Genomic DNA, 12,582 nt, shown 5'->3' with positions numbered 1-12,582 from the left:
AGCTTCCTCTATGGTTATCTATAAATGTGTAAAATAATCCCTAATCCCTAATCCCCTGCAACCACAAAAGCAGTTGCTCTGCTGGCATAGGGCGAGCGCGTAAGTAGCCCTGATAAGAGGGACAATTGAGCTCGTTAAGGGTGGCCAGTTGTTGTGTGGTTTCAATACCTTCGGCGACCACATCCATATTAAGGGTACGGGCTAAGTCCAGCAAGCAGGCAATAATGGCCTTATCTTGTGGTCGCTTATCAATATATTGCACAAACGAACGATCCAGCTTGAGTTCATCTGCGGGCAGCTCACGTAAATAGGCAAACGATGAATAGCCTGTGCCAAAGTCATCAATGGAGATCTTAATACCCAAGGCTTTAATTTGTGCCATACGGCTGCGACTATCGGTGAGGTTTTCCAGAAACACCCCCTCTGTCACCTCTAAAATTAAGCGGTGACGGCAGCTGGGGTATTGCTGTAACAGTTGTGATAACTGAGTAAGAAACTGAGGGCTGTGAAACTGTCGCGCGCTAATATTGACCGATAAACAACCCACATCAATAGCTGCTTCGTGCCAACGTTGAAAGTGGGCACAGGCAGTGTTTAGCACCCAAGCGCCAATGTCACAAATTAATGATGTTTCTTCAGCAATAGGAATAAATATACTGGGTGATATGGAATTTTTTCCCTCAGGTTGCCAGCGCAACAGGGCTTCTACTCCCACGGGCTGGTTGTCACTTACCCTTTGTTGAGGCTGAAAATGCAGTGAAAACTCTTGATTGGTCAGCGCTTGTTGTAAGTCATTAGAAATTTGTAACCTTTCTTGTATTTCATCGGCCATTTCCTGGCTAAAAAACACATGGCTACCAGGTGCAACTTGTTTGGCAATGTGGTTGGCGGTGTCAGCTTGGCGCAGGTACTCATCATGTGCAAATTGGGTGTTAGGAAATAAGCTAATGCCGATGCTGGCGCTTAAATGCAGGCGTAATTTATTTTGCTCAAAGGGTAATGAAAACTGCTCTAGCAAGCCGTGGGCTATTTGTTCGGCGCGGGTTTTAGCACTGGTATAGCCGTGGCCTAACCCAGGCACTAATAATACAAACTCGTCACTGGCAATGCGCGCCAAACTTGCCCCATCAATATGGGTAATAAAGAGGTTTAACCGCTCAGCCACTTGGATCAGCAGCTGATCGCCAATGGCATAGCCAAGCGAGTCGTTAATATTTTTAAAATCATCTAAGTCCAGTAAAAGCAGGGCGCCTCGGCTGGCATCACTTTCTGCTTGTGCCACCGTGAGATTGATATGCTTTACCATATAACGGCGGTTATGTAATCCGGTTAACTCATCAAAGTAGGCCATTTTTTCGATCTGCAAGTTCGCTGCTTTATGAGCAGACAGATCTTCTAAGGCACAAATATGATGAATAACACCTAATTTATCTTTTACTTGTGAGAGGTGTACGTTAACAGGCAAAGACTCACCATTATTACGCAATAAAGTTTGCTCTCCTTGCCAGCGTTGGTGCTGAGCCAAGCTCTCGGTAATATGCTCTGTGCTGGCATGTTCGTCATCGTCTATGCGTAAACGCAGGGCTGAGCGACCTAATAGGGTGTCAGAGTCATAGCCGCTCATTTGCATAAAAGCGTGATTAACCTGTTGGATACGCATTTGGTGATCAGTAATAAATAAGCTTTCTTGTGTTTCAAAGGCCACCGCGGCTACTTTTAATGCTTCTTGATCTTGGCGGCGTAATAACTCAGCACTCATTCTGTGCGCTAGCTGTTCCAGTAATAACTGTATTTGACTGGCGTCTTGTAGTGGCTGCTTAAACAGTAAGGCAAGTATGCCAATCGGCTGTTGGTCTTGATCGGTAATGGTTAAGCCAATATAGCCTTGCATATTATGTTTTTGCAGTATCACATCGTCGGGAAATAATTCAGACACGCTATGGTGATAAATAAGTATACTTTTTGTTTGTTGCAAACAGCAATAACAGGGGGTGCCGGTTAGGTGATAGCTAAAAGGCGGCTGTAACTCTCCTTGCAGTGCACAAGCCACTGCATGTACCTCTTGTTGCTGGCGCGAGAGCAATCCAACTAAGGCCCCCTCAGCTTGGCATTTGTTAGCAAGCTGCATGCACAGTTGATTAAAGAAGTCTTGGCCTGTGTGGCGCAGCAATAAAGGGGTGAACTGTTCAATATCTATCTTGATATTCTGTTCTGGGATAAGTGGTTTAGTATAAGTAATAAGCTCAGCTAAACGAGCAGCAATAGCGGCCACAAACTGCATATCTGAGGGCGTAACCGGCGCTCTAGTTTGAACATACTCTAAGCTAAGCACCCCCACCAGTTGCTGCTCAATCAGTAAAGGGATATCTAAGCGATGCACAATGCCGTCACCTGCCAAATACGTAAAAGCGCTTAGCAGTGGTTGATGCGCACAGTGGCTATAACTTAAGCCACCTCTTTGTTGTAGGGTGCGTAAATAACGTCGTTGTGCTTTAACAGGCTCAAGATCAAAGGGCAGGCCTTGGCTATAGAGTGGGCGCAATATTTCCTCTGTCGCATAATGGCGCCACAATACAACACGATTTGCCCTTTGTTCTGTCATCAGCAGATCAACTAAGTCGGGTAAACAGGCGGCTAATGAAGGAGAGGTCGTTTGTGCCCAGGTCTGTTGTAGCTGCCATTCACTGATCCCCAGCGTGTCTTGCTGTTGGTGTTGTGCTATGTCAGCACTCACTAACCAATGATTATTTTCAACAGGTGCAAGGTGGCATTGCCAGCGGCGCCCGTGAATCGTAAGCGCAATACTTGCAGGGAGCTGTTTGGCACAAAGCTGCTCTAATTGCTGCCTGTCTACCTCATTAAGTTGACTTAATAACGACAGCTGCGCATCTGGTAGTGAAATAGTATCAGCGGGAGCCGTTGTTAACAGGGTCAAATAGAATTGAGAGTCTAGCCTAAAAAAGCATAAGTGGTGCTGCGGACGGTGTAATGCAGGTAACTGCATATCGATACTATTCCTTTATTGAGCAAACGCTTACTTAGATCTTCTATAGTGAATGCTTAGTGATAAATTGTAAATAATGGCGGCACAATTGTGAGCAGCAAGTCTCATTAAAGAATAAGACCTTGCTAATATAGTGGTGGCTTGTATCATTAGGTAATACTAATGTAAGAGAGCATAAACATGACTATTGTAAATTTTACACCGTGGACGGCCTTAATAGGCGGGGCCTGCATTGGCGCAGGAGCCTTGTTATTAATGTTGGCAGCCGGAAAAACAGCCGGCATTAGCGGCATTGTATCGGGCATTGCGACACAAGCTGATAAGCATTGGCGGCTTGCCTTTGTGCTGGGATTGATATTAGTGCCTGGCGTATTATTTGCCACGCAGCTGGTGGCGGTACCTGAGTTGGCATCAATGTCTGTGGTTAAGTTAGTACTGGCCGGCTTGCTAGTAGGCGTAGGGACTCGCCTAGGCAATGGCTGCACCAGTGGGCATGGTATTTGTGGTATTGGGCGTTTTTCTTGGCGCTCTTTGGTGGCCACTGTGGTGTTTATGGTTGCCGGCATTGCAACGGTGAGTGCATTGGGATGGGGGGCGTAAAAATGTTGGCTATTATTTCATTATTATCGGGTGCGTTATTTGGTTTAGGCATTGCGGTGTCGGGCATGATTAACCCGGCTAAAGTACAAGGCTTTTTGAACCTATTTGGTGAGTGGGATCCCAGTTTAGCACTAGTGATGGGAGCCGCCTTGTTGGTCTTTACCCCCGGTTATTGGCTATGGCGCAAAGCGGGCCGCACTCAATCGCTACTTGGCACTGTAATGCCGAAGGTACCAGCTCCTGTCATTGATAAACGCTTGGTACTAGGCGCGCTTATTTTTGGTATTGGTTGGGGGTTAGTTGGCATCTGCCCCGGCCCTGCATTGGGGTTGTTAGGCAGTTTGCAGTGGCAAGCGGGTGTGTTTGTGTTGGCCATGCTTGGCGGGTTTTGGCTGGTAGGAAAAATACAGCGCTAAGCTAATAAAGATCCAACCCTATTTTGGCCACGAAATACACGGAGAAAAGAGCATCAAAAATGGCACTCGTCAATATTTTCTGTGTATTTCGTGGCGATAAAGTCTTTAATCTTGGGTTTAGCTGCGTGCTAGGCGTTCGGCGCTTGTGCTTCAGTTAAGTAATCCATGACGACTTGATGATGATCTTTGGTTTTAAACTTGTCGAACACGTGGGCCACTGTGCCTGTCTCATCAATTAAAAAACTAATGCGGTGAATACCATCGTATTCTTTACCCATAAACTTCTTCAGCCCCCATACCCCAAAAGCGTCGGCAATGGCATGATCTTCATCAGAGAGTAGCGTGAAGTTAAGCTCATCTTTTTCTTCAAACTTCTTTAAACGGGCGACGGGGTCGGGGCTAACCCCTAATACCACCACATTGTGTTCAGCCAGCTCAGCTTGGCTATCACGTAAACTACAGGCTTGCACTTTACAGCCCGGCGTCATGGCTTTGGGATAGAAATAGACCAACACTTTTTTACCGCTAAAGTCAGTTAAACTAACGGTGTTGCCGTTTTGGTCGAGCAGAGTAAAAGCAGGTGCCGGGCTACCAGCGGGTAAGTATGTCATTGTGAGTCTGTCCATATAAAGAGTGGAAGCGATAAATGATGTTAGCATAAATTGTACCGGCCTCCAGTGGCTCTCTTGTATTCAGCATCAGCCCCCACTAACATACGGTGTTATTTTATTCGACGGTGTCGCTTAGCCTGTGGGTTTGCGGCTTTTTAGTTGATAATAGAAAACACTAGGTGGTAGGGGAACTTATGCTTATCATGGCCATCCAAAATGCCATTCAATCCTCTGATCTCACCAGGTATATCTGTATTTAAAAGCCGCGTTTACCTTGGTGCACCATTAAAAAGGGAACTGTAGGTTGGGGATGCATTCATTAAAGCGGAGTTAAAAGGCGTGGATAAATCGTTGAACACAAAAAAATTAGTTATGGGGCTGCTGGCCGTTAGCGTATTGGCAGGCTGTAGTAACCCTGAAAAACGGGCACAAGCTAACCGTGGGTTTGAATATCAGGATGCAACATTAAGAACCACTCCTTTGTTGATTCCCGCAGGCCTTGAAGCACCACACTTTAATAATGAGTATGTGATCCCAGCCGCCGCGCCTACCGGCGACGACGTGGTTGGAAAAGCAGTCGACGTGCGTCCTCCCACTCAGGTGTTGCCCTTGATCCGGGGAACTGAAGTATTAGATAGCGGCAGTGGCTTGTGGTTTTATCAGCAACGTATAGATCAGCCATTAGCCCAAGAGCTAAACCAAGCATTAGCTGACTTTTTTAGTGAGCAAAATACGCAACATAGCCAAACTGAACAAGGGTGGCAGAGCAACGGCCAAGCCATTGGCAGCCCTAAGCAACAGTTTAATTGGACGTTAACGCCCAACAGCGTACGCCGTGCGGTGTCGGTACAAGTTACTATGAATAACGGCAGTGATGCCTTGGCACAAAATATTCAACGAGCAGAAGCGGCCATGCTTAACGCTTTTTCGCTGTCTTATCAACGTGCACTAACTCAACAGCAAAACTTACTAGACCGCAGCCCAATTAAGTTAACACACGACTCAGCACAAGGGCGGTTACTGGTCGCGCAAGGGTATGATAGAAGCTGGAAGCGCTTAATTACCTTGTTACCCAAACTTGGCTTTGAACTCACTAACCGCCAACAGGCACTCGGCTATGTTGATGTGGAGTATGATGGTTTAAGTAAGCGTAAATGGCGTGATTTAGGCGTGGCTAAGCTGGATATTCCTGAACAAAAGTACCGTATTCAGTTGGGTGATTTAGGGGAGCAAACAAGCCTTACGTTAAGTGATAAGAATAAGACGCCAGTATCGGCTGAGCTGCTCAGCCAAGTCGCTACGACTTTTGCGGATGCTTTTCAACGCACCGAACTATTGCGCTAACACAGCATGCTGAATTTGCTTAAGTGAGTACAACACTATCAAGCTCCGTTGTTCGGGGCTTTTTTGTACTTATGCTGCTTACCTTGCCTTTCTCGTAAAATAACTTCCCCCTTACCCCATGGTCGGGCTGATGGCGCGTCGAGGGAGGTGACTCTGTTTCTTCTTTATACTGCATTTAAATAGATCGATTATTTAGTGTGTTTGGTATAATGACATTATGAAACATATTGAGCAGGGATTTATTTTAACCCGCCATAGCCGCGACCGTCAGGGTTTGTGTGAAATAGTCTATTGGCTAATCACCGATCATGGCCCTGTACGCTTAGTACTCAGTGGTGAGCGGCCTTTGTTTATGGTGCCCCACCACCAGCATATTCAAGCCTTGCAACTCCTTTCTCATGCTCATATACCTGTGCAATGGTCTGATCCGGGGTTACAGACCTTGGAGCATCAAGCGGTAGGAGTATTATATTTTGTCACTATAGCAGGACATAAAGCTGCGGCGGATATACTGCGCCGCGAGGGCATTTCGGTATTTGAAGATGATATTCGTCTACATGAGCGATTTTTGCTCAGCCGTTTTATTCGCGGCAGTGTGGCTTTTAAAGGAGAGGCATTATCTGCTCCTGCAAGTGGCGCTTTACCCACAGCCGGCTTTCGTCAATTTAACCAAGCACGATTAAAAGCCGCCGATTACAGCCCTCAATTTCGGGTGCTGTCATTAGATATTGAATGCTCGGGTCAAGGCGAGCTGTATTCCATTGGGTTTTATGGTGATGGGCTGGCGCGAGTATTAATGATAGGCAAGCCAGAGCCAACTGATATCGATATGCAATGGCAGGCTAATGAGCAAGCCTTATTAAAAGCGTTAGTCGATACTCTTAACGATTATGATCCCGATATTATTATTGGTTGGAATGTGGTGGGCTTTGATTTTCGCTTACTGTTACAAAGGGCGGCTTTATATGGCATCAAACTGCGCTTAGGGCGAGCAGGAGAAACGGCATTTTTGCGGGAGTCAGCTTATACGGGACAAGCTTTCATTACCTTACCCGGCAGAGTGGTGATAGATGGCATTGCTGCTCTTAAAACGGCTTGTTATGAGTTTGATAGCTTTAGTTTAGAATCGGTGGCTCAACAGCTACTCGGGCGGGGTAAGCAAACTGAAGATGTTGCCAACCGACTGGCGGCCATTACGCGAGATTTTTATCATAATAAGCCGAAACTTGCCGCCTATAATCTAGCTGATTGCCGTTTAGTGTGGGATATCTTTAGCCACACTCGATTACTGGACTTTTTACAGTTACGCAGCCAACTGACGGGTCTGGAACTGGAACGCATTGGGGGGTCGGTGGCCGCCTTTACCCAAGTGTATTTACCCCACTTACACCGAGCGGGTTTTGTGGCGCCTAACTTGCCCGCAGGAGGAGGTTTAGCAAGCCCTGGCGGTTATGTAATGGACTCACGACCTGGCTTATATCGTCATGTGTTGGTGTTAGACTTTAAAAGTTTGTATCCCGCCATTATTCGCACTTTTAATATAGACCCACTGGGGCTCGCTGTGGGCTTAAACGAAACAGATGCCATTGCTGGATTTCGTGGCGCGCGTTTTTCTCGACATCAGCACTTTCTGCCCGCCATAATTGCGCATTTATGGCAGGCGCGAGATCAGGCAAAGCGTGAGCAAGACGCCCCTCGCTCGCAAGCGATTAAAATATTAATGAACTCTTTTTATGGGGTGCTAGGCTCGGGAGGCTGCCGTTTTTATGATACCCGATTAGCGTCATCTATTACGCTACGTGGTCACGAAATTATGCAGCAAACGGCGCGCTGGATAACTGAACAAGATCATGAGGTGATCTATGGTGATACCGACTCTGTGTTTGTGTTACTTAATGGACAACATAATGAACATAGCGCCAGTACAGAAGGGCGGCGACTCGCAGCGTTAGTCACACAGCACTGGCAAGTCCACCTAAAGCAAACGCAGCAAGTAGAGAGCCAGTTAGAGCTGCAATTTGAGTGTTATTATGCCCGGTTTTTAATGCCGACCATTCGCGGCCAAGAACACGGATCTAAAAAACGTTATGCCGGATTACGTATCACTCAAGGCGATAAACAATTAGTATTTAAAGGCTTAGAAACCGTGCGCTCCGACTGGACGCCTCTAGCAAAGCAGTTTCAAACACAGTTATATCAACTTATATTTGATGATCTTGACCCCAGCGATTTTATACGTGACACCTTAACGCAAACTCTCAAAGGCCAGCGTGACTCAGACTTAGTCTATCGCAAACGACTACGTCGCCCATTAGCACAATACGTAAAATCGCAGCCGCCTCAAGTAAGAGCTGCACGCTTAGCAGATCAGCATAATGCCCGCCTTGGCTTAGCGCTACGTTATCAAAATAAGGGGGAGATCCATTATGTGATCACCGTTAATGGTCCTGAGCCGCTAGAGTATCTGCAATCAATTATTGACTATCAACATTACGTTGACCGCCAAATTAAACCGGTTGCTGATGCGATATTGCCGTTCATAGGGTTAAGTTTTGACGCCATCAGTGGGCAACAGCTTGGACTATTTTGAAAACATTTTGTTGAGGATAAAAGGCTAACAATATTTGGACAATAAGGCCTGAGTCACTGCGTTAGCAGGCTTATGGTCACCCTTCAAATAGCATGAGTATGGCGCCAAGATCGGGTTGCCATTGATGTAGAGTCATGGCCACACATAATCCGCTAATAGCATCGCCTTTAAAGGTAATACCTTCACTTAATAAGCGTTGCCTTTGCTCGATTAAAGCGTGACTGCCTTTGGGTAAACTTAACCGGCCGTTAGCCGCTACCACTCTGTGCCAAGGCAGCTGTTCCGTATCATGCCGGCGTAAGGTGTGACCCACTAATCGGGCACGACCGGGTAAGCCAGCTAAATCAGCAACTTGACCATAACTGACCACGCAGCCATAAGGTATCAATGACACCAGATGTAAAATAGTGCGTGCGTGATCAGTTGCGGTAGGCTTTATCACATCAGTATCCGTTTAAGAGAAAGTACGAGTAAGATCGTTTAGCCCCTGAGATTGCTCAAGTAGCTGTTTACTCGAATCCTCTACCTGTGCAATTTTAGTTAAATTGGCAGAAGAGGTTTCTGAAATATGATGCACGTTATGACTAATTTCTTCAGCAACTAATTGTTGCTGTTCGGCAGCAGAAGAGATTTGTACCGTAATGCCCACAATATGATCAATTTCACTTACCACGCGCTTAAGGCTGTCGCTACCGGCTTGAGTCGTCTGTACACAGTCTTGACTGTGCTCCATGTTGGTTTCCATCATGGTGCGCCATTGTGCAAGAGTCTGTTGAATTTGACTGATACTGCCTTGAATTTGCTGCGTTGCACCATGGGTTCGAGTCGATAAAGCGCGCACCTCATCGGCGACCACCGCAAAACCACGCCCATGTTCACCCGCTCGAGCCGCTTCAATGGCGGCGTTAAGCGCTAACAGGTTTGTTTGATCGGCAATACCTTGAATTTCACCCATTAGCGTGCCAATGCGATCTGACTCTTCGGTTAGCGCTAAGGTCGCCGTGGCGGCTTGTTGAGTATCTTCAGCCAAACTGACAATTTTAATGCGAGTTTGCTCGAGTTGTTGTTGGCTAATATAACATTGCTGCTGTGCCTCTTCGGCATTGGTGGCAGCTTGTTGGGTATTGCGGGTGATTTCATTTGCGGTGGCCGACATTTCATTAATGGCTGCCGCAATTTGGTGGGTATCACTATCTTGCTGGCTTAACTCTACCCGCGCTCCTGTCATGGCTTGCCCCATAGATTGAGACAATTCTTTAAGTGAATCAGTGGCATCATCCACGCGGCCTAGAATAGTGCGGGTACGAGCTTGCCACATTTTAAGGTGATAATCGGCAATAGAATGCGCTGCATCACCAGAGTAAACCAGCCGTGAAATACTGTCGTACTCTTGGCCAAGCCCACGCAAGTAACGCCGAGTGCCAAATAACGGCTTGTGATAACATAAGGCTAACCAAGCTAGAGGTAGCAGGCTCCACAGCAGCTGACTGGCGCCACCAGTGAAAAATGCTGCAATTAATATCGCGCATAACCCAGCGATAGGCAATGTAGCAATAGCAGGCTTTAACCAAGTGTGTGGCTTACGTTTTTGTTTTTCTTGTTTTAATAACTGTTGATAAGCTTGGCTGGCAACATCACGGGTTTTATCGTCTAACTGAGTACGTACTGACTGGTAGCCCGTTATTTTGCCTTGCTGATAAATAGGGGTAACGTAAGCATCTACCCAATAGTAGCGTCCATCTTTACAACGGTTTTTAACCGCACCCCGCCAAGGGCGGCCGGCTTTCGCATGCAGCCAAAGGTCCCGAAATGCCGCTTTAGGCATATCGGGGTGGCGAATAATATTATGGTTTTTTCCATCCAGCTCACCGGGTTGATAGCCCGCCACCCGACAAAAAACATCGTTGGTATAGGTTATAACACCACGTAAATCAGTGGTGGAAACTAATTGTTCATGGCGTCCGTAGGTGACTTCCTCGTCGATAACGTGCTGGTTTCTTCTATTCATTGATTGTGATGCCCGCAATTAGAAAGACAGTTATTGTCGTAATTGTATCTTTATTATCAACAAGAAACTTATTGGCAGCGCATTATTTTTTAAATACCTTAATCAGCCGCCAGTGCGACTCCTTCCCGCCTAGGATCTGCAGCTCCTGTAATACCTTCATCGGTCAGCATAATGGCGTGCAGCCCAGAATTAAGCTCTGTAAAATTGACAGTAAATCCAAGTGCAGACAGGGCGGGTTGTAAGGCAATGTTTCTGCCAATAGGCTCCATTTCTAGCACCTTACCTCTGTGTAATATATGCGGTTGATGCAATGCTTGCTCGGGGGTCATTCCCCAATCAAGCATATTAATAATGCTATGCAATACATAGCCAATAATGCTACTGCCACCTGGCGACCCGACTATTAGCACCGGTTTGTTATCTTGCATAATAATAGTGGGAGCCATAGAAGAACGTGGGCGTTTACCGGGCTCAAGTCGATTGGCTACCGGCTCTGCGTTGTCAGTGGGACTAAAGGCAAAGTCGGTAAGTTCATTATTGAGTAAAAAGCCCTGTACCATTAATCGTGAGCCAAAGCCGTTTTCTATGGTGCTGGTCATAGAAAGTGCATTCCCGTTTTTATCAATAATGCTGATGTGTGTGGTTGAAGGAAACTCTGGGGAGTTATCTGATGCATGGCGGTTTAGACTGGCTAAAGGTTGACCTGGGCTCACACTGGGCAGTGCCTGATTAGATTGACTTAGCAAGGCGGCGCGCTGAGCGAGGTAGTCTGGGTCAAGTAATTCGGCTGTGGGGACCTTAACAAAATCGCTATCGGCCACATAACGATTACGATCGGCAAAAGCTAAGCGAGAGGCATCGGCGATCAGACGCCAACTGCGCGATGAATGAGGACCTAAGGTGGCTAAATTAGTGTGCGATAGCATCCCTAAAATTTGGCCCAAAGCTACCGTTCCCGAGCTAGGAGGCCCCATACCGCACACTTGGTATTGCCGATAAGGTGCACATAAGGCCGGGCGCTCTTTTATCTGATAATTACTGAGATCTGATAAGCTCAAATAGCCTGGATGTTCAGCTTGAGCGACTTTATCTACCATGGCCGCTGCCAGCGGGCCTGTGTAAAAAGCATCAGGACCATGGAGGCTAATTTGGTGAAGCACTTGGGCCAGTTTAGGGTTCGTTTTGAGATAACCTTTGGCTAGTGGTTGGCCTTGCTTATCAAAAAAATAGGCCCGACTGTCACTATCTTTTATTAAGTGCTGCTTATCTTTGGCAATCAGTCGGGCGAGTCGAGATGACACCTCAAATCCCTCTGTTGCTAAGCGAATGGCTGGGGTAAATAAGGTTTGCCAATCGAGCTCACCAAAACGCTGGTGGGCTTGCCACATCAACCTAACCGTGCCAGGTGTTCCCACAGATCGTCCACCCACCACGGCATCGTAAAAGGCAAGTGGTTGTTGCTGCTCATCTAAAAACAGATCACTGGGTGCGGTCATGGGGGCTGTTTCTCGACCGTCTAAGGTCGTTAATATGGCATCTTGTTGTTGCCAATACACCATAAAACCACCGCCCCCTAGGCCAGAAGACTGTGGCTCAACCAAGGTTAACACAGCTTGAGCAGCCACCATGGCATCTACCGCACTGCCGCCAAGTTGCAACATTTGCTGTGCGGCTTTGCTTGCATAGGGGTTAGCCGTAACAACCATGGCATTTTGTGCTTTTACCAGCGGTTTGTTTGTCCAACCGGTTGCCGCTTCTGGCGCCGGTAAGCGTGAGTCTGCCTGTGCAGAAAGGCCGACGAAGGCCCAAATTAACAGCAATAAATGAAAGCGCATGCCTGTGCTCCTAAGCGAAAATAAATAATGAGTCTAGCCTCTTGTTGCTTAGGCCAACATGGTTATTTTTATTAATCAAAAGCGGGTGAATATAGCAGCTAAATATATTGAATATGTATTAAAAAGCAACAAGCTGACTAAAATAAGACCATTTAAACATAATGATCATTAAAG

At 46.7% G+C, this 12,582-nt stretch carries 9 protein-coding genes; 4 read left to right on the top strand and 5 right to left on the bottom strand.

Annotated features, from left to right (window positions below; translation table 11 throughout):
• Window positions 1-40: 40 nt before the first annotated feature.
• Window positions 41-3,004, bottom strand: a complete 2,964-nt coding sequence (locus tag ACTHY5_RS00555; protein ID WP_441874902.1) for a sensor domain-containing phosphodiesterase — start codon at window positions 3,002-3,004, stop codon at window positions 41-43.
• Between the two features lie 180 nt (window positions 3,005-3,184).
• On the opposite strand from ACTHY5_RS00555, the gene ACTHY5_RS00550 reads away from it, so the two are divergent.
• Both ACTHY5_RS00550 and ACTHY5_RS00545 read left to right on the top strand, forming a co-directional pair.
• Entirely contained in the window at window positions 3,185-3,604 is a 420-nt protein-coding gene (locus tag ACTHY5_RS00550; protein ID WP_441874900.1) for a YeeE/YedE family protein, read from the top strand.
• 2 nt (window positions 3,605-3,606) lie between these two features.
• Window positions 3,607-4,020, top strand: a complete 414-nt coding sequence (locus ACTHY5_RS00545; protein ID WP_441874898.1) for a DUF6691 family protein — start codon at window positions 3,607-3,609, stop codon at window positions 4,018-4,020.
• Between the two features lie 128 nt (window positions 4,021-4,148).
• Here the strand turns inward: ACTHY5_RS00545 and bcp are convergent, their stop codons facing one another.
• Window positions 4,149-4,631, bottom strand: a complete 483-nt coding sequence (bcp, locus tag ACTHY5_RS00540; RefSeq protein WP_441874897.1) for a thioredoxin-dependent thiol peroxidase — start codon at window positions 4,629-4,631, stop codon at window positions 4,149-4,151.
• Between the two features lie 351 nt (window positions 4,632-4,982).
• Between bcp and bamC the strand changes: the two genes are divergently transcribed.
• Both bamC and ACTHY5_RS00530 read left to right on the top strand, forming a co-directional pair.
• Window positions 4,983-5,975 carry an outer membrane protein assembly factor BamC gene (gene bamC, locus ACTHY5_RS00535; protein ID WP_441874895.1) on the top strand — a complete coding sequence of 331 codons (993 nt, stop codon included), beginning with the start codon at window positions 4,983-4,985 and terminating at the stop codon, window positions 5,973-5,975.
• Window positions 5,976-6,192: 217 nt separating this feature from the next.
• Entirely contained in the window at window positions 6,193-8,565 is a 2,373-nt protein-coding gene (locus ACTHY5_RS00530; protein ID WP_441874893.1) for a DNA polymerase II, read from the top strand.
• Window positions 8,566-8,641: 76 nt separating this feature from the next.
• Here ACTHY5_RS00530 and ACTHY5_RS00525 read toward each other — a convergent pair whose 3' ends face one another.
• The 3 genes from ACTHY5_RS00525 to ggt all read right to left on the bottom strand — a co-directional run bounded on the left by ACTHY5_RS00525 (window position 8,642) and on the right by ggt (window position 12,408).
• The gene (locus ACTHY5_RS00525) at window positions 8,642-9,007 is read right to left on the bottom strand and encodes an MGMT family protein (protein ID WP_441874891.1); all 366 of its coding nucleotides are present in this window, start codon (window positions 9,005-9,007) and stop codon (window positions 8,642-8,644) included.
• A 12-nt stretch (window positions 9,008-9,019) separates the two neighbouring features.
• Window positions 9,020-10,573, bottom strand: a complete 1,554-nt coding sequence (locus ACTHY5_RS00520; RefSeq protein ID WP_441874889.1) for a methyl-accepting chemotaxis protein — start codon at window positions 10,571-10,573, stop codon at window positions 9,020-9,022.
• Between the two features lie 98 nt (window positions 10,574-10,671).
• On the bottom strand, window positions 10,672-12,408 hold the full coding sequence (gene ggt / locus ACTHY5_RS00515) for a gamma-glutamyltransferase (protein ID WP_441874887.1): 1,737 nt from the start codon (window positions 12,406-12,408) through the stop codon (window positions 10,672-10,674).
• Window positions 12,409-12,582 lie beyond the last annotated feature (174 nt).

Origin of the sequence: Oceanisphaera sp. (assembly GCF_052084945.1) — a bacterium.
Taxonomy (GTDB): domain Bacteria; phylum Pseudomonadota; class Gammaproteobacteria; order Enterobacterales; family Aeromonadaceae; genus Oceanimonas.
The sequence above is the reverse complement of the archived record's forward strand: the minus strand, read 5'-3'. Positions and strand labels throughout refer to the sequence as shown.